Here is a 16,997-nt window from a genome sequence, read left to right as displayed (position 1 = left end):
TCCTCTCCTGTTCCGCCGCCGCGCGGCGCTGGGTCCATGATGGTGACAGCATATGTGAAGACTGTTATCGCATTGTTTGCACGCGTGGCGGAAGCGCGACGGGGATCCTCGCGGGGTCGAAGCGCGCCGCGGCGAGGGCGAGCAGGCCGGGCGGATCGCCCGCGCCGGCCAGTGCCTCCGGGTCCTGGCCCAGGGCGCGCCAGGCCTCGACCAACGATGCCCGCACCGCACCCGGACCCACGGGCGCGGCGCCTTCGGACTTGGACAGTTTGCGGCCGGTAGCGTCGGTGACCAGGGGCAGGTGGGCATGGCGCGGCACCGGCAGGCCGAGCGCGCGCTGGAGCAGGATCTGCCGGCCTGTCGAATCGAGCAGGTCGGCGCCGCGCACCACGTCGGTGATGCCCTGCTCGGCGTCGTCGACCACCACCGCCAACTGGTAGGCCCACAGCCCATCGGCACGGCGCAGGACGAAGTCGCCAACGTCGTCGGCCACGTCCTGCCGCTGGGGGCCCTGGATGAGGTCGTCGAAGGTCACGATGCTCGCCTCGGGCACGCGCAGGCGAATGGCCGGCTGGCGACGCCGGCTGCGTGCCACGCAGGCGCGATGGATGCCGCCGGTGGCGGCCAGTTCGCTGCGCGTGCAGTGGCAGGCGAAGGCCAGGCCGTCGTCCAGCAGGCGCTCGAGGGCGGCGGCGTAGAGCGCGTGGCGGTCGCTTTGCCGCACGACCGGTGCGTCGGGGTGCAGGCCGAGCGCGGCGAGGGTGGCCAGTTGGCGTTCGGCGGCCCCGGCGACCTCGCGGGGCGGATCCAGGTCCTCCACGCGCAGCCACCATTCACCGCCCGCATGCCGCGCCAGCAGCCAGCTGCCGAACGCGGCGAGCAGCGAGCCCGGATGCAGGTCGCCGGTGGGCGAGGGCGCGAAGCGGCCGCGGTAGCCGGGCGGTGTTGCCGAACCGGGCGATGTCGCTGGAAAGCCTGCTGTACCGGGGCCTGTCACGTGTGCATTCACTTGAAATTGCCAGCAGCCTGCCACACTTCTGACGTAGCGCGCACGTGGCGCGGAGGATCGATCACATGTTCAAGAGAGTCGCCCTTTTCCTGGCCACCAACCTGGCCGTGCTGGCCCTGATCAGTATCGTGATGTCGGTGTTGCAGGGGGTGTTCGGCATCAATCTCGGCGGTCCCGGCAACATGACCGGCCTGCTGGTCTTCGCCACCCTGTTTGGTTTCGGCGGGTCGTTCATCTCCCTGATGACCTCCAAGTGGATGGCCAAGCGCGGCACCGGCGCCCATGTCATCGAACAGCCCCGCAACGAAGCCGAGCAATGGCTGGTCGCCACCGTGCGCCGCCAGGCCGAGGCGGCCGGCATCAAGATGCCCGAGGTCGCGATCTACGACGCGCCGGAGATCAACGCCTTCGCCACCGGGCCCAGCCGCAACAACGCCCTGGTCGCGGTCTCCACCGGCCTGCTGCGGGCCATGAACCGCGACGAGGCCGAGGCGGTGCTGGGGCACGAGGTCAGCCACGTCGCCAATGGCGACATGGTGACGATGGCCCTGATCCAGGGTGTGCTCAACACCTTCGTCATCGTCCTGGCGCGCGTGGTCGGCCGGGTGATCGACGGCTACCTCAACGGCGGGCGCGACACGCCGGGCATCGGCTACTACGTCATCGTCTTCGTCCTGGACATGGTGTTCGGCCTGTTCGCCAGCATGATCGCCATGTGGTTCTCGCGTCACCGCGAATTCCGGGCCGACGAAGGCGGCGCGCGCCTGGCCGGCCGCGACAAGATGGTGGCGGCGCTCGAACGCCTGTCCCAGACCTACGGCGAGAGCATCCTGCCCAAGCAGGTCGCGGCCTTCGGCATCAGCGGGGGCGTGGCCCATGGCCTGCGCCGGCTGCTGATGAGCCACCCGCCGCTGGCCGAGCGCATCGAGTCGCTGCGCAACGCGCCGCTGGAAGCCGCCCGGGAGCGTTCGCTGGGGTGAGGCAAGACCGCTTGCGCGGCACTGCCGCGCGGTCTTGCCGAACGCCCAGCGCGCTGCGCTGGGCCGGGGGGTGAGGGGACGCGGCTTGCGAACCACCGGTTCGCGCGTCCACGAACGCCCGGGCGCCGGCGCCCGGGCCGGGAGATCAAAAACCAGCGCGAAGCGCGAGCCCGCAACGGCTCCAGAGGCGAAGCCGATGGAAGACCGCTTGCGCGGCACAGCCGCGCGGTCTTGCCGAACGCCCAGCGCGCTGCGCTGGGCTGGGGTGAGGGGACGCGGCTTGCGAACCACCGGTTCGCGCGTCCACGAACGCCCGGGCGCTGGCGCCCGGGCCGGGGATAGAAACCAGCGCGAAGCGCGAGCCCGCAACGGCTCCAGAGGCGAAGCCGATGGAAGACCGCTTGCGCGGCACTGCCGCGCGGTCTTGCCGAACGCCCAGCGCGCTGCGCTGGGCCGGGGGTTAGACCTGCTGCGCTGTGCCAAATGCTGGATCCCAGCGTTCGCTGGAGTGAGGGAAGGGGGGACATGGGACGCGCGAAGCAGACCCATCACCATGTGAGGGCAGCGGTAGCCGACGATGGGTATCGCCGACGGCTCAACCCATCGTACGGGCGTGTGTTCGTGCGGCGGGTGTCCCGGTATTGCACAGGCGAAAGCAGTCCCGATACTCCCCACCCATCACCAATTGCCAATTACCAATCCCCCCCCAGACCCACCCCCCTCAGAACTCGTAGTCCATCTCCGGACCCGCGGGGGCGAGGAAGTGGCCCTGGGCGTAGTCGATGCCGGCGCCGAACAGGATCGTCATCGAGGAGGCGTCCTGCACGAACTCGGCGATGGTCTGCTTGCCGCCTTCGCGCGCCTTCTCGGCGATCTCGCGGATCCGCGCCTGGTTGTCGGCGTTGCCGGCCAGGTCCTCCATGAAGGAGCGGTCGAGCTTGATCATCGATGCATCGAAATGGTTGAGCAGCTGGAACGGGTTCAGGCCGCTGCCGAACTGCTCCAGGCCGATGCGCACGCCCAGCTTGGCGACTTCCTTCTGGAAGGACTGCGCGGCGCGCAGGTGGGTGGAGACCTTGGATTCGGGCAACTGCAGCACCAGGCGCTTGCCGTCCGCGCCATGGCGGGCGATCTGGTCGGCGATGTGCTTGAGCAGGCTGTCGTCCTGCAGCGAGACTTCGGTGATCTTCACCAGCAAGGTGGTGTCGTGGCCGGCCTTCTGGCGTTCGCCGAGCACCGCGATCGCGCGTCCGACCACCCAGCGGTCGATTTCCCACAGCAGGCCGTGCTCCTCGGCGATCTGCAGGAAGGTCAGGGGCTGGACCAGCTCGCCGTGCTCGTTGAGCAGGCGCAGGTAGGCTTCGTAGATCTCGTCGGGGGCGCCATGCAGGCCGACCAGGGGTTGGTAGTGCATGAGGAAGCGATCGTTGTCGATCGCGTCGCGGATGCGCGCCACCCAGGCTTCGACCCGTTCTTCCTCGGCGCGGTCGGCCGCGCCTGGGTCGAAAAGCTCCACCCGGTTGCCGCCGACGCCGACCACGGACTGCACGCCGGTGCTGGCCTTGCCCAGGACCGCCGAGACATTGGCGATACGCTGGCCGATCTGCACGCCGCCGATGCTGACGGTGGCGTTCAGCGAGCGGCTGCCGGCCTCGAGCACGGCGCCTTCGAACGCGGTCCGCACGGACTCGGCCAGTTCGACCGAGGCGGCGTGGTCGCTGTTGCGGCGGAGCACGGCGAACTGGTGGTCGCTGAAGCGGGCCACGATGTCGTCGGGCTTCAGGGCCGCGCGCAGGCGCGCCGCGCAGGCGGCGAGCAACTCGTCGGCGGCGTCCAGGCCGATTTCCTGGAGCATGCGGTTGTAATGGTCGGGCTCGATGAGCAGAAGGGCATGTTGCCCCGCCTTTTCGCCGGCGTCGGCGACGCTGTCCTCGAGCGCGAGGAGGAAGTTGGAGCGGTTCAGAAGGCCGGTGACCTGGTCGATCTGGCGCAGCTTGCGCACCTCGTCTTCCAGGTCGGAGTCGAGCTCCTGGCGACGCAGGATGACCTGTTGGCAGGCCTCGCCCTCGTAGGTCGCGGCGGTGAACTCCATGATCGCCGGGAAGGGGTCGCCGTCCAGGGTCTGGGCGGTCAGCTCGTAGCGCGGCGGCGGCGCTTCGCCCTTGGACAGGCTCTTGAGCAGTTGCTTGAACTCGTCGACATGCTGCGAGGCGACCATGTCCAGCAGGGACATGCCTTCGATCTCCTCGAAATCCTCGAAGCCGAACATCTCCAGGTAAGCGGAGTTGGCGCGGATGTGCATGCCTTCGTGGATGTAGGCGATCGGGTCGCGGGAGGATTCGATCAGGGCATCGCAGCGGCGCTCGGTCTCGCGCACGTGGGTCTCGAGCTTGCGCAGGGCGCGCCGCGCCTGCAGGTCGCTCCACTCGCGCACGAGGGTGTCGTGCAGGTGTTCGGCCTGGCCCCGCAGGACGATGCCGCGCGCCCCGGAGGCCGCATTGGCCACCAGTCGCATGCTGTCGATGTCGTCGTGGAGCACCAGCACGGGCAGGTCCTTGCCGCCGGCGTCCACGCGCTGCATGAGGGCCTCGAAGGTCACGCCCTTCGCGTCGTGCGCCACCAGCACGAGGTCCAGCGGCTGGCCGGCGAGGAGCTCCTCGAGTTGCTCGGGGCTTTCCGGACGGCTCGGCCTCACCGCGATGCCACGGTTGCGCAAGCCGTTCACGATGGCCTCCGCGGCTTCCACGCTGTCGTCGATGATCAGTAGTCGCAGCGGCAGGTCTTTGCCAAATTGCATAGTCGTCTCTCCTCCCCGTGCCTGTTATGTCAGAAAGCCGCCTGCGCGTCCATGCGGGCGGATCGGGATTGGGCGCCCGGTCGGGAATGCCGGGCGGTAGGCGTCTTTCACAGTGGCCGTTTGCCCGGGTCGCCGGCGACCTCGCGCACCAGCCGGGGCACCAGGTAGCCCGACAGGCGCGCCGCAATCCCGGCGTGCAACTGCCGCGCGGTCGCGTCGTCGATCTCGAAATGGGCCGCACCCTGCACCCGGTCCAGTTGATGCAGGTAGTAGGGCAGGACGCCGGCCTGGTAGCCGCGCTCGCCCAGCGCGCACAGCGCCTCGACCGAGTCGTTCACGCCCTTCAACAGCACAGCCTGGTTCAGCAAGGTGGCACCGGCATGACGCAGTTTGCCCAGCGCGGCGTCGACCGTGGCGTCGAATTCGTTGGCATGGTTGGCATGCAGCACCACCGCGACCGGCCAAGGCAGCGCCGACAGCCAGGCCAGCAGGTCGGCGTCGACGCGTTCGGGCAGCACGACCGGCAGCCGGGTGTGCACGCGCAGGCGCCTGACATGGGCGATGCCGGCGAGGGCATCGGTGAACTCGGCCAGCTTGTGGGTCGCCAGCGACCAGGGGTCGCCCCCGGAGAGGATCACCTCGTCGATGCCGGGGTCGGCGCGGATCAGCTCGAGCGCCTCGCGCCACCCGGCCGCCGCCGCCGCCTCCTCGGCATAGGGGAAGTGGCGGCGGAAGCAGTAGCGGCAGTTGATCGCGCAACTGCCGGTGGAGACCAGCAGTGCGCGCCCCTGGTACTTGCGGATCACGCCGCTGCCGGCGCGGGCCGCGCCGTCGCCGACCGCGTCGAGGCTGAAGCCCGGGCTGGGCCGCATCTCCGCGTCCAGCGGCAGGACCTGGCGAAGCAGGGGGTCGCGCGCGTCGCCCGGCCGCATGCGTGCGACGAAGCCGCGCGGGACGCGGAGCGGGAACTGCGCCGCGGCGGCGTCCGAAAGCCCGGGCAGGGTGCCCGACAGGCCCAGGAGCTCGAGCAGCTCGCGGGGATCGCGCACGGCGTCGCGCCACAGTGCCTGCCAGCGCGGCGGGGCGGGGCGCTCGGGTTGGGGCGGCTGCATGGAGGCCGGGGCTGCGGGTATCATGTGCGACGGATTCAATGCCGGGAGGCCGACGGTTTGCGCGGCCCGCCATTCTACAGGCCGGGCGCCCGCCCTCGCGTCGCCCGGCCCGCCATCACAATCGAATACGAACGCATCGCAGGAGTTCCGCAATGGCCAGCTATGGCATGAACGACGTCAAGAACGGGATGAAGATCCTCGTCAACAACGAGCCGTGCATCATCACCGACACCGAGTACGTCAAGCCGGGCAAGGGCCAGGCCTTCACCCGCGTCAAGTACCGCTTCATCAAGTCCGGCCGCGTGGTCGAGTTGACCATGAAGGCCACCGACAGCCTGGAGGCGGCCGACGTGATCGACACCGACATGCAGTTCCTGTACGCCGACGGCGAGCACTGGCACTTCATGAACCCGGAAAACTTCGAGCAGGTCCAGGCCGACGAAGTCGGCGTCGGCGACGCCCGCAAGTACCTCAAGGGCGAGGAGCAGTGCGTGGTGACCCTGTGGAACGGCACGCCGATCCAGGTGACCCCGCCGAACTTCGTCGAGCTCAAGATCACCGAGACCGACCCGGGCGTCCGCGGCGACACCTCCGGCGGCGGTGGCAAGCCGGCGACGCTGGAGACCGGCGCGGTGGTGCGCGTGCCCCTGTTCGTCAACCAGGACGAGACCATCAAGGTCGACACCCGCTCGGGCGAGTACGTCAGCCGCGTGAAGTAATACCCCGGAGGGGGCCGGCCACCCGCCGCGCACCCGCCTGCCGGCCCGCGCCGCGTCTGTCCGCGGCCGGGCCCTTGCACCCGCGTCGCGGGTGACGGTCGCGTGGCCATGGCGCCACGCCCTCGACAGCCCGCCTCCGGTCCGGAGGCCACCGACGAAAGGATGACGATGACGACCCAAGCCCCCGCCGAAGCCTGCGACCTGTTGATCGAAGCCGGATGGGTCGTGCCGGTGGTGCCCCATGGCATGGTGCTCGAACAGCACGCCGTGGCGGTGCGCCAGGGGGAGATCGTCGCCGTGCTGCCGATCCGCGAGGCGCGCCAGCGCTTCGAGCCCCGCGAAGTGGTGTCGCGGCCGCATTCGGCCCTCATCCCGGGCCTGGTCAACGCGCATACCCATAACCCGATGACCCTGCTGCGCGGCATCGCCGACGACCTGCCGCTGATGGAGTGGCTGCAGGGGCACATCTGGCCGGTCGAGGGGGCGGTGATCGGGCCGCAGTTCGTCGCAGACGGCATCACCCTCTCGGTCGCGGAGATGCTCCGCGGCGGCACCACCTGCGCCAACGAGAACTATTTCTTCCCCGACGCGCAGGCCGCGGTCTACAAGCGCCTGGGCTTCCGTGCCCGGGTCGGCCTGCCGGTGATCGATTTCCCGACCGCCTGGGCGAAGAACGACGACGAATATTTCGACCGCGCCATCGAGGTCCACGACCAGTGGCGCGACGATGCCCTGGTCTCGACGGCTTTCGTCCCCCATGCGCCGTACACCGTGTCGGACGCGAGCTTCGAGCGCATCCGCATGTTGGCCGACCAGCTCGACATGCCGATCCACCTGCACACGCACGAGACCGCGCACGAGGTCGAGGAGTCGCTGCACAAGCATGGCCAGCGCCCGCTGGCGCGGCTCGACCGGCTCGGTCTGGTGACCGACCGCCTCGTCGCCGTGCACATGACGGCGGTCGACGATGCCGAGATCGCCCTGTGCGCCGAGCGCGGCGTGGTCGTCGTGCATTGTCCCGAATCCAACCTCAAGCTGGCCTCGGGCTTCTGTCCGGTCGGTCGCTTCGAGAAAGCCGGCGTCGTGCTCGCGATCGGCACCGATGGCTGCGCGAGCAACAATGACCTCGACATGTTCGGCGAAACCCGCACCGCGGCGCAGCTGGCCAAGGCGGTCGCCGGCGACGCGGCCGCGTTCAGCGCCGCGAGCGCCCTGCGCGCGGCGACCCTCGGCGGCGCGCGCGCGGTCGGTTTCGAGGACCGCATCGGCTCGATCGAAGCGGGCAAGCGCGCCGACCTGGCCTGCGTGGACCTGGCCCGCATCGAGACCCAGCCCCTGCACCACGTGATCTCGCAACTGGTCTACGCGGTCGGCCGCCACCAGGTGACCGACGTGTGGATCGACGGCCACCGCAAGCTCGAGGACGGGCGCCTGGCCGACCTCGACCCCGATGCCCTGATCGCCAACGCCCGCGAGTGGCGTTCGCGCATCGCCTCGATCCGGATCGACTGATGACCGATGCCACCGCCACGCCCGTCGCCGGCGAAGACCGCAACGTCAGCCAGGCCGAACTGCAGAAGTTCGGCGCCCTGGCCAACCGCTGGTGGGACCCACAGGGCCCGCAGAAGGCCTTGCATGCGCTCAACCCCGCACGCCTGGCCTATGTCGCGCGCCGGGCGGCCCTGTCCGGGGTCGAGGCGCTCGACGTCGGCTGCGGCGGCGGCCTGCTGAGCGAGGCGATGGCCCGCGAGGGCGCCGCGGTGACCGCGATCGACCTGGCCCCGGAGCTGGTCAAGGTGGCGCGCCTGCACGGGCTGGAGAGCGGCGTGCGCGTCGATTACCGGCTGCAGTCGGTCGAGTCGCTGGCGGCCGAGCGCCCCGGCAGCTTCGACGTCGTCACCTGCATGGAGATGCTCGAGCACGTGCCCGACCCGGCGGCGATCGTCGCCGCCTGCGCGACCCTGCTCAAGCCCGGTGGTCGCCTGTTCCTGTCCACCCTCAACCGCACCGCCGCCGCCTTCGCGCTGGCCATCCTCGGTGCCGAGTACGTGGCCCGCCTGTTGCCGCGCGGCACCCACCAGTACCGCGACTTCATCAAGCCCTCCGAACTGGCGGCCTGGCTGCGCGCCGCCGGCCTGCAGCTCGAGGATGTCAGCGGCCTGATGTACGAGCCCTGGCGGAACGCCGCGCGGATCGTCTCGCGCACCGACGTGAACTACCTGGCCTGCGCGGTGAAACCCGAATGAACGTGGCGGCCCGCCGGGCGGACTTCCCCAGGGGCGTGCTGTTCGACCTCGACGGCACCCTGGCCGACAGCGCCCACGACCTGCTCGCGGCGGCCAACGCCATGCGCGCGGGGCATGGGCTCGCGCCGATGGCGCTGGAGGCCTTCAGGCCGCATGTCTCGCGCGGTGCCCGCGCCATGTTGCGGGTTGCCTTCCCCGATCTGGACGACGCCGCGCGCGAGTCGCGCGTGCCCGAACTGCTCGACCAGTACCAGCGCCACATCGGCCACCACGCCGGCGTGTTCGAGGGCGTGGAGGCGATGCTCGCCGCGCTCGAGGCGGCGGGCACCCCCTGGGGCATCGTGACCAACAAGCCCGAGTACCTGGCCCGCGACCTCCTGCCGCACCTGGGCTGGGCGACGCGCTGCGCGGTCCTGCTCGGCGGCGATACCCTGCCGGTCCGCAAGCCCGATCCACTGCCGCTGCGGGTCGCCGCGGAGCGGATGGGCCTGGCGGCCGGCGACTGCGTCTACGTCGGCGACGACGCCCGCGACATCGAGGCTGCGCGCGCGGCGGGGATGCCCTCCGTGGTGGCCTTGTGGGGCTATCGGCAGGACGGCGACGATCCGTTCGCCTGGGGCGGTGATTGCATGGTCGAGCGCCCCGGCGACCTGGTCGACCCGGCGCGCTGGCCCGTACGGTGAGCACCGTGGACCCCGTCGCCATGCCCTTGGATACCGACCAGGCCGCGCTGGAGAGCTTTGTCGCGAAGTGGCGCGAGCGCTGGCCGGAATGGAACGTCATGGAAGTCTTCGTGCCGGCCGCGCAGCGTCCGCTGGCGCTGGCCTGGGCCGCCTTGTTGCAGGAACTGACCGACGCCGCCTGGCGGGGCGAGGACGCGCGTCCCGGCGAGGCCAAGCTGGCCTGGTGGCAGGAAGAGTTGCAGGGCTGGTCGCTTGGCCGACGGCGGCATCCGCTGGGCCTCGCGCTGCAGAAACAACCTGCGCCCTGGGACGCCCTGGCCACCGCGCTGCCCGGGCTTGTTGGCAGCCGCGAGCGTCCGCGCGACATGGCCGAGGCCTACGACGGACTGGCCGCGTTCTCCGCGGCGGTGGTCGATGTCGAGCGGGTCCTGCTGCCTGCGGCGGTCGCGGCCGCCGCGGACGAGGCCGAGCGCGACGCGGTGAGCGCGGTCCTGCTGCAGTCGCGATGCATGCTGCCGGGCGACGCCCATGTGCCGATGGCGGTGTTCGCGCGGGCGGGCGAGGGCGATCCCGTCGCGATCTGGCGGCAGCAGCTCCGGCAGCGCTGGCCCGCGCAGCCCCCGGCCGGCCTGCCGCGACGGCTGTGGTCCCGCCTGGCGCGGGCGCGGCTGCGCCAGGCCGATCCCGCGCGGCCCCTGAAGCCCTGGTCCGCGGTCTTGCTGGGCTGGCGGGCGGCGCGCCGCGGCCCCCGGAACTGAGCGTTCCGCCCTCGTTCGGGCCATGCGCGGCGCGGCCGGTAGAATAGGGGCACCCCACGCTGAGTTGCCGTTGGCGACGCCGCCCCCATGTCACCTGCCATGAAACCCGTTTCCACTTCCGCCCGGCACCTGCCCGACGTCGCCCACGAGGCCGCCGCCGAGGCGCGTGCGCTCGACTGGGTAGGGATGGCCAACATCGCCCTGCCGCTACGCGTGGCCGGTGCAGGCGGCGAACCGATCCAGGTCGCCGCCTCGGTCGACGTCGGTGTCGACCTGAAGGATCCCGACGCCCGTGGCATCCACATGTCGCGGCTCTATCTGCACCTGCAGGACGCGTTCGCCAGCGAGATCGTCACCCCCGCCGGGCTGCGTCGCATCCTGCAGTCCCTGGTGGAGTCGCAGAAGGGCCTGTCGACCTCCGCGCGCCTGGTGATCCGGCATGACCAGATGCTCCTGCGGCCGGCCCTGGCCAGCGGCAACGCCGGCTGGAAGCGCTATCCGGTGGAAATCGACGCCCACCTCGTCGAGGGCCACCTGAGGCTGGGCCTGGCGTTTTCGGTAGAGTACTCCAGCACCTGTCCGGCTTCCGCGGCGCTCTCGCGCCAGCTCAATGCCGAGCGCTTCAACGCCGACTTCGCCGATGCACGCCCGATCTCGGTCGGCGTGGTCGGGGACTGGCTGGCCTCCGAGCGCGGGCTGGCGGCGACCCCGCACGCGCAGCGCAGCCGGGCCTCGGTGCGGATCCAGTTGCGGCCGCAGTTCGAGGAACTGCCGCTGGCGAACCTGATCGACGCCCTCGAGCAGGCCCTGGGCACGCCGGTGCAGACCGCGGTCAAGCGCGAAGACGAGCAGGCCTTCGCGGCATTGAATGCCGCCAACCTGATGTTCTGCGAAGACGCCGCCCGGCGCGTGGCCTCCGTCCTGGCCCATGACCCGCACGTGGAGCGCTTCGACGCCGAGGTCGAGCACTACGAAAGCCTGCATCCCCACGATGCGGTGGCCCGCATCAGCGGGCAGGGGCCTGCCGTCGACTGAGCCGGGATGCGTTCCCGGCGGCCCGTCGCGGGCCGCGTTGCGGTTAGCGAAACCTGAACAACAGCGCCCGGCGATCGGCTATGCTCGGACGACGCTGCCATGCGATCTCGCCAGGCAGGGGGGCGTCCGGGGGGAAGCGAATTGCATCGTGCGTGGTACACCACGATCCTGCTGCTCTTGATGACCGTGTCCGCCTGGGCGGACGCGCAGGACTTCGACGTGGCCCGGCTCGGTGCGGACCCGGTGCCTGCGCAGGTCGTGGCCGGCGGTCTCGACGCCGACTTCGTGCCGGTCCCGCCCTCGCGCGGCCAGGCCGCGATCGTGGAGCGCGCGCGCGGGATTTCCTGGTGGCGCGTGACCGCGCGGGAACCGCTCGCCCCGCGCCCGGGGCAAAGCCTGGTCCTGAACTTCCCCTACATGAACGCGGTGCAGGCCTGGCGCCCGGGCGATGCGTTGCCGGTGCGGGCCAGCCTGGTCGGCCCGGACGCCGACCTCAGCCACTCCACCCGCGGGCACTTCATTCCGCTTCCCGACGGGCTGGCCCGGGGCGAATCGGTCTACCTCCGCCTGCAATGCGTCACGCCCATGCGCATCGCGCTGACGGTGGAGGGCGTCCGCGAAGCGCACCGCAAGGACCTCACCTACGTCGGCTGGCGGGTGGGCGTGCTCTCGACCACCCTGGTGCTGGCGGTGCTGGTGTTCGGTTTCTGGGTCGGGATCGGCGAGCGCAGTTACCTGTACCTGATGCTGGCGCTGTTCGGGCAGGTCCTGTACCTGGTCAGCACCGGGGGCGACCTGCGCGCGTTCGAGTCGCTGTCCGCGCTGATGGGGCAGGACCTGCGGGCCAGCCGGATCTTTGCGCTGGCGGCCTTCATCAGCAGCAACAGCTTCATGGCCTATTACCTGGACCTGGTGAACCGCCAACCCCGGGTCAACCGCGTGCTGACCGTCTGCAGCCTCGCCGCGCTGGCCCTGATCGGCTGGAGCGTCTTCAGCGTCTCGGGCCTGATCCCCACGCTCGCCAACACCGTGGTGCTGGTGGCGATCGCCGCGGTGATCTGGGCCATGATCGTCGCGGTGGGCAAGCGCCAGAACGGCTCCCTGCTGCTGGTCTTCGCGATGATGCCGCTGGTCCTGCTGGTGGCCCTGCGCGCGGCCGTGCGCCTGGAGATGCTCGGCATGCCGCCGTGGCTGGACTATGTGTATCCGGCGGGCTTCATGCTGTCGGGACTCATCGTGACCATCGGCCTGACCGGCAAGATGCACCAACTGCGGCGCGACCGCGACCACGCCAGCCACATGGCGTCCTACGATGCCCTCACCGGCGCGAACTCGCGCCCTGTCATCGAGTCGCACCTGCGCAATGCGGTCGCCGAGGCGCACGACTCGGGCGCACCATTGTCGGTCGTTTTCTTCGACATCGACAACTTCAAGCGCATCAACGACCAGCACGGCCACCGGGCGGGCGACGAATGCCTGAAGCTGGTGGCGATGCGTACCCGCAACCGCCTGCGTACCTACGACCAGATCGGCCGTTACGGTGGCGACGAGATGATCGTGATCCTCCCCGACACCGCGCTCAAGGAGGCGATCGGCGTCGCCGAGAACCTGCGCTCGGCCGTCAATTGCCGACCGATCGCCACCGACGACCTGCAGCTCGACGTCACCCTCAGCCTGGGGGTGGCGCAGTTGTTGCCGGACGAGAGCGCCGAAGCCCTGCTCGAACGCGCCGATGCCGCGCTGTACGCCAGCAAGTCGGCCGGCCGCGACCAGGTGACCGGCCATATCCGATCGATGCTGCAGGCGGCCAGCGGCGCCCCGCGTTGACGCCGTCGCGCGTCGGTCCAGGCCAGGCCGATGCCGCTTCCGAACCCGGCTACCCAGGAGACCGTCGTATGGATGAGAAGACCCGCATGCCCCTGCAGCCACTGACTTCCATCGACAGCCTGCGCAGCGGCGACGTACTGCTGCTGCGCGGCCGCAGCGAACTGTCGGCTCTGATCGCCTGGACCTGCAACGACATCTACAGCCACTCCGCGATCGTCACCGACGACGGCGGCCTCATGGAATCGGTCACCCGCGGCATCGTCCGCGGCGAGGTGCACGAGAAGGTCGCCGCGACCGACCGCTACTACCTCGTCGATGCCTTCCGCCCGGTCTCGCGCGAGGAGGCGCCGCTGGCGCGGGAGGATCGCGAGCGGGTCATCGCGCACGGCGAGAGCCTGCTTGGCCTGCCGTACGCGACCAACGAACTTGCCGTGATCGGGGTGATCGTGGCCCTGCGCAACCGCGTGTTCGAGGACCTGCCCATCTGGTTGCGCGGCGTCCTGCGCGTGGCCTTCGACATGCTGCTGTCCGACGATGCGCAGCAGATGGTCTGCAGCGAGTACGTCTATCGCTGTTTCGCCGAATGCGATGCCGAGCCGGCCGGGCGCCTCGCCCCGCAGATCGTCGTCGCGCCGCCGCCGGACACGTCCCAGCCCTGGGACGTGGACGTGCCCAGGCTGATCGAGGAGATCCGCGCGCTGCTGGGCCCTCGCAAGGCGCTGGCCAACGCGGTGTTCCCGCCCGAGGGGGTCCTGCAGGTCGGCGAGGCGAGGGGCGGCCTGGACGCAGAGTCGCTGGAAGCCTCGGCCCGCGCCGTGCGCGAACGCCTGGGCGCGCCCGAGCCGGTCCCCGAGGGCCTGCTGGCCGTCGGCGACGCCGTCCTGCCGGTACGCGTGGTCAATCCCAAGGGCGTAAGCCCAGGCGACCTGTCGCGTTCACCGTCCCACCAGCCCCTGGGCCGGCTGATGCAGGCGGAGGACTGGTCGGGTGCTTGATCGGGGAATGGGGAATGGTGAATGGGGAATGGTGAATGGTGAATGGTGAATGGTGAATGGGGAATGGGGAATGGGGAATGGGGAATGGGGAATTCGTCCGTCATCCCAGCGAACGCTGGGATCCAGCCTTTGCCCTTTCCCTTGCCCTGCGTGCAACCTGATCTGCCCGTCCGGGCGCGCGCAGGTCCACGTCGCGGAGGTAGGATGGGTAGCGCGAAGCAAAACCCATCACCGCTCGGGGTTGGCCAGTCGACGATGGGTATCGCCTGCGGCTCCACCCATCCTACGGACCGAATCACTCAGCGCTGGTGCTCGACCAGCAAGAGGGTGTCCACGCGAGTATCGAACCGCGCAAGGTGATGCTTCGAGCGAAGTGGGCGCCCAACGCGCCGCCGCGCGTGAGGGCAGTCAATCCATCGGGCAGCTTCAGCCGCGAACCTTCATCGTTGGTGCTCGACCAGCAGCAATGGATCCACTCGGGTATTGAACCAATTCATCCCCCAATGCAGATGCGGCCCGGTCGCGCGTCCGGTCGCGCCGACGGCGCCGATGACCTGGCCCTGTTCGACGCGGTCGCCGACCTTCACGTCCAGGCGCGAGAGGTGCAGGAAGTTCGAGCTGACGCCATGGCCGTGGTCCAGGAGCACCGTGCCCCCGGTCAGGTACATGTCGGGGTTGGCGTAGGTCACCACGCCGGCGGCGGGCGCCTTGACCGGCGTGCCGTTCGCGGCGGCGATGTCCATGCCCGAATGCGGCGATTTCGGCGTGCCGTTGTAGACGCGCTGGTTGCCGAAACGGCCACTGATCCGGCCTTGTACCGGCCAGATGAACGCCTGGCCGAAGTCGTCGCGCTCGTCGTCGCGGGTGCGTGCCCGGGTGACTTCGGCCTGCTCGCGGGCAATGCGTTCTGCGATGGCCTTGGGCGGGTCCACGGTCCTGGGCGGCACGCCGTTGACGTTCTCCACCGGCCAGTCGCGGGGCGTGATGGCGATCCGGTGCACCAGCGGCGGGCGATCGCCGACCTGGATGCTGACCTCCACCGGACCGCTCGCGTCGCGGCCGACGCCGAGCACGAAGCGACCATCGCCGGAGACCTTCAGCACGCGTCCCTGGTACTCGACACGGGCACCGGGGTCGGCCAGGCCGATCACCAGCGAGCCTTGCGGCACTGAGGTGGGCAGGAAGCTGATCGCCGCCGGCCGCGCGACGGGCTGACCGGGCGGGGGCAGGGCGGCGGGCCGATCGCTTTGCGCGGGCGCCGCGGCGCAGGCGGCCAGCAAGGCGAATGCCGATACGCGCGCAATGACGCCTCCGTTGACGCGCCTCATCGGGCGAAGCCCTCGCGCAGGTCGCCCTGGAATTCGTGGCCTTCGCCGACCTGGCAGGGGGCGACGATCAGTGTTCGTGCGGATGACGGCAAGGCGGGGGGTCCTGGGTCGAGTGGGCATGCGTGGGGTGGGGCGGCACTGGATCCAGGCCGCCCGGATGCAGCGGGTGGCAACGGGCAAGGCGACGGGCCGCCAGCCAGCTGCCCCTGAGGGCTCCGAACCGCCCGATCGCCTCCATCGCGTACTCCGAACAACTGGGGTAAAAACGGCAACGAGGCCCCAGCAACGGGCTTATCCACCGTTTGTAGAGGCGCAGCAGGGCGATGAGCAGGCGGTCGATCACGGATCCTTGGGGCGGAAACCCGCGGGTGTCGCGGTTGCCGCAGTAGCCGTGGCAGGGTATAACAGCGCGCTTTCCCGTCACAAGGGAACCTCAACAGGACAAGTCGCCCGTGGCAGTGAAAAAGAAACCCGCCAAGGCCGCCAAGGCCACCAAGAAGCCCGCCAAGCCTGCTTCCCGCAAGGCCGCGCCCGCGGCCAAGAAGCCTGCGGCGAAGAAGGCTGTCGCCAAGAAGCCCGTCGCCAAGAAGGCCGCCGCGGCCAAGCCAGCCAAGAAGGCCGTTGCCAGCAAGCCCGTTGCGAAAAAGGCAACGGTGAAGAAGGCCGCCGTGAAGAAAGCGCCGGCCAAGAAGGCCGCGGCACCGAAGAAGGCTCCGGCGAAGAAGGTCGTCGCCAAGAAGGTGGTCGCCAAGAAGGCGCCGGTTGCCAAGGCGGCGAACAAGCCCGCCAGCAAGCCCGCCAAGGCGCCGGCAAAGGCGCCCGCGCGCAAGGCGCCGGCCAAGCCGGCGGCGAGCAAGCCGGCACCGAAGCCGGCCTCGCCTGCACGGACCAGCGTGGTCAAGAAGCCGGCGGCCCGTCCGGCCACCCGGACCGCGCCCACACCCCCCACCCCGACCCGGAGCGCGAAGGCCGTGGCCAAGCGACCGGTCGGAAAAGTAGCCGTGGCGGTGGCGGCGCGTCCGCCAGCCCCCGCCCCCAAGACGCAGTATAAAGTCGTGCCCTATAAAACAGATGATGCCACCGGCCGTCCGATCCTCCCGGCCGGCTACAAGCCCACGGCGGACGAGGAGTACATGAGTCCGCTGCAACTGGAATATTTCCGCCAGCGCCTTCTGCAATGGCGTGCGGACCTGGTCGAGGAATCCAAGCAGACCATCGAGAACCTCAAGGAAGAAGTGCGTGACGTCGGCGACGAAGCCGAGCGTGCCACGCGCGAAACCGAGAATTCGCTGGAACTGCGTACCCGCGACCGTTACCGCAAGCTGATCAGCAAGATCGACAGCACGCTCAAGCGCGTCGACAGCGGCGACTACGGTTTCTGCGCCGACACCGGCGAAGAGATCGGTCTGGAGCGCCTGGAGGCGCGCCTGACCGCCGAGCGCACCATCGACGCCCAGGAGCGTTGGGAGCACCTGCAGAAGCAGATGGGCGACTGAGCCCATACGCCC

The 16,997-nt window shown here is 70.1% G+C and carries 15 protein-coding genes; 10 read left to right on the top strand and 5 right to left on the bottom strand.

Translation table 11 applies throughout. The annotated features are described in order from the left end of the window. Positions 1–64 precede the first annotated feature (64 nt). Entirely contained in the window at positions 65–997 is a 933-nt protein-coding gene (gene gluQRS, locus H4F98_RS08305; protein ID WP_182686647.1) for a tRNA glutamyl-Q(34) synthetase GluQRS, read from the bottom strand. 77 nt (positions 998–1,074) lie between these two features. Here gluQRS and htpX point away from each other — a divergent pair, with 77 nt between their 5' ends. Then, entirely contained in the window at positions 1,075–1,989 is a 915-nt protein-coding gene (gene htpX / locus H4F98_RS08300) for a protease HtpX (protein WP_182686645.1), read from the top strand. Between the two features lie 721 nt (positions 1,990–2,710). Here htpX and H4F98_RS08295 read toward each other — a convergent pair. Both H4F98_RS08295 and epmB read right to left on the bottom strand, forming a co-directional pair. Continuing rightward, the gene (locus H4F98_RS08295) at positions 2,711–4,786 is read right to left on the bottom strand and encodes an EAL domain-containing response regulator (protein WP_182686643.1); all 2,076 of its coding nucleotides are present in this window, start codon (positions 4,784–4,786) and stop codon (positions 2,711–2,713) included. 107 nt (positions 4,787–4,893) lie between these two features. Then, on the bottom strand, positions 4,894–5,922 hold the full coding sequence (gene epmB / locus H4F98_RS08290; protein ID WP_182686640.1) for an EF-P beta-lysylation protein EpmB: 1,029 nt from the start codon (positions 5,920–5,922) through the stop codon (positions 4,894–4,896). Positions 5,923–6,050: 128 nt separating this feature from the next. Here epmB and efp point away from each other — a divergent pair, with 128 nt between their 5' ends. From efp to H4F98_RS08250, 8 genes are all read left to right on the top strand, one after another. Continuing rightward, positions 6,051–6,617 (top strand): elongation factor P, encoded by a 567-nt coding sequence (efp, locus tag H4F98_RS08285; protein ID WP_182686638.1) that lies wholly within the window; start codon positions 6,051–6,053, stop codon positions 6,615–6,617. 168 nt (positions 6,618–6,785) lie between these two features. Continuing rightward, positions 6,786–8,129 (top strand): TRZ/ATZ family hydrolase, encoded by a 1,344-nt coding sequence (locus H4F98_RS08280; protein WP_425487582.1) that lies wholly within the window; start codon positions 6,786–6,788, stop codon positions 8,127–8,129. Continuing rightward, a complete protein-coding gene (gene ubiG / locus H4F98_RS08275; RefSeq protein ID WP_182686634.1) occupies positions 8,129–8,863 on the top strand; it encodes a bifunctional 2-polyprenyl-6-hydroxyphenol methylase/3-demethylubiquinol 3-O-methyltransferase UbiG in 735 nt (244 codons plus the stop codon). The genes H4F98_RS08280 and ubiG overlap by 1 nt, the downstream gene beginning before the upstream one ends. Next, complete coding sequence (gph, locus tag H4F98_RS08270; protein WP_182686633.1) at positions 8,860–9,546, top strand: phosphoglycolate phosphatase; 687 nt, start codon at positions 8,860–8,862, stop codon at positions 9,544–9,546. Before ubiG ends, gph begins: the two co-directional genes overlap by 4 nt. A 20-nt stretch (positions 9,547–9,566) precedes the next feature. Then, complete coding sequence (locus H4F98_RS08265) at positions 9,567–10,304, top strand: phytoene/squalene synthase family protein (protein WP_182686630.1); 738 nt, start codon at positions 9,567–9,569, stop codon at positions 10,302–10,304. Positions 10,305–10,403: 99 nt separating this feature from the next. Beyond that, a complete protein-coding gene (gene folE2, locus H4F98_RS08260; protein WP_182686628.1) occupies positions 10,404–11,339 on the top strand; it encodes a GTP cyclohydrolase FolE2 in 936 nt (311 codons plus the stop codon). A 141-nt stretch (positions 11,340–11,480) separates the two neighbouring features. Continuing rightward, entirely contained in the window at positions 11,481–13,166 is a 1,686-nt protein-coding gene (locus H4F98_RS08255; RefSeq protein ID WP_182686626.1) for a GGDEF domain-containing protein, read from the top strand. Positions 13,167–13,234: 68 nt separating this feature from the next. Further along, positions 13,235–14,161, top strand: coding sequence for a hypothetical protein (locus H4F98_RS08250; RefSeq protein WP_182686624.1), 927 nt, complete (start codon positions 13,235–13,237; stop codon positions 14,159–14,161). Between the two features lie 440 nt (positions 14,162–14,601). Here the strand turns inward: H4F98_RS08250 and H4F98_RS08245 are convergent, their stop codons facing one another. After that, positions 14,602–15,489, bottom strand: a complete 888-nt coding sequence (locus H4F98_RS08245) for a M23 family metallopeptidase (RefSeq protein ID WP_182686622.1) — start codon at positions 15,487–15,489, stop codon at positions 14,602–14,604. Positions 15,490–15,556: 67 nt separating this feature from the next. Further along, a complete protein-coding gene (gene yidD, locus H4F98_RS08240; RefSeq protein ID WP_182686620.1) occupies positions 15,557–15,832 on the bottom strand; it encodes a membrane protein insertion efficiency factor YidD in 276 nt (91 codons plus the stop codon). Positions 15,833–15,941: 109 nt separating this feature from the next. Here yidD and dksA point away from each other — a divergent pair, with 109 nt between their 5' ends. Beyond that, entirely contained in the window at positions 15,942–16,985 is a 1,044-nt protein-coding gene (gene dksA, locus H4F98_RS08235) for an RNA polymerase-binding protein DksA (RefSeq protein ID WP_182686618.1), read from the top strand. Positions 16,986–16,997 lie beyond the last annotated feature (12 nt).

This window comes from Marilutibacter spongiae (genome assembly GCF_014145325.1).
Classification (GTDB): Bacteria; Pseudomonadota; Gammaproteobacteria; order Xanthomonadales; family Xanthomonadaceae; genus Marilutibacter; species Marilutibacter spongiae.
This window is presented reverse-complemented; position numbering and strand designations above follow the sequence as displayed.

Coding starts and splice junctions, on each gene's coding strand:
- folE2 (WP_182686628.1), top strand. CDS start 10,404: ATGAAACCCGTTTCCACTTCCGCCCGGCACCTGCCCGACGTCGCCCAC.
- gph (WP_182686633.1), top strand. CDS start 8,860: ATGAACGTGGCGGCCCGCCGGGCGGACTTCCCCAGGGGCGTGCTGTTC.
- ubiG (WP_182686634.1), top strand. CDS start 8,129: ATGACCGATGCCACCGCCACGCCCGTCGCCGGCGAAGACCGCAACGTC.
- htpX (WP_182686645.1), top strand. CDS start 1,075: ATGTTCAAGAGAGTCGCCCTTTTCCTGGCCACCAACCTGGCCGTGCTG.
- H4F98_RS08280 (WP_425487582.1), top strand. CDS start 6,786: ATGACGACCCAAGCCCCCGCCGAAGCCTGCGACCTGTTGATCGAAGCC.
- H4F98_RS08265 (WP_182686630.1), top strand. CDS start 9,567: ATGCCCTTGGATACCGACCAGGCCGCGCTGGAGAGCTTTGTCGCGAAG.
- H4F98_RS08295 (WP_182686643.1), bottom strand. CDS start 4,786: ATGCAATTTGGCAAAGACCTGCCGCTGCGACTACTGATCATCGACGAC.
- H4F98_RS08245 (WP_182686622.1), bottom strand. CDS start 15,489: ATGAGGCGCGTCAACGGAGGCGTCATTGCGCGCGTATCGGCATTCGCC.
- efp (WP_182686638.1), top strand. CDS start 6,051: ATGGCCAGCTATGGCATGAACGACGTCAAGAACGGGATGAAGATCCTC.
- epmB (WP_182686640.1), bottom strand. CDS start 5,922: ATGATACCCGCAGCCCCGGCCTCCATGCAGCCGCCCCAACCCGAGCGC.
- H4F98_RS08250 (WP_182686624.1), top strand. CDS start 13,235: ATGGATGAGAAGACCCGCATGCCCCTGCAGCCACTGACTTCCATCGAC.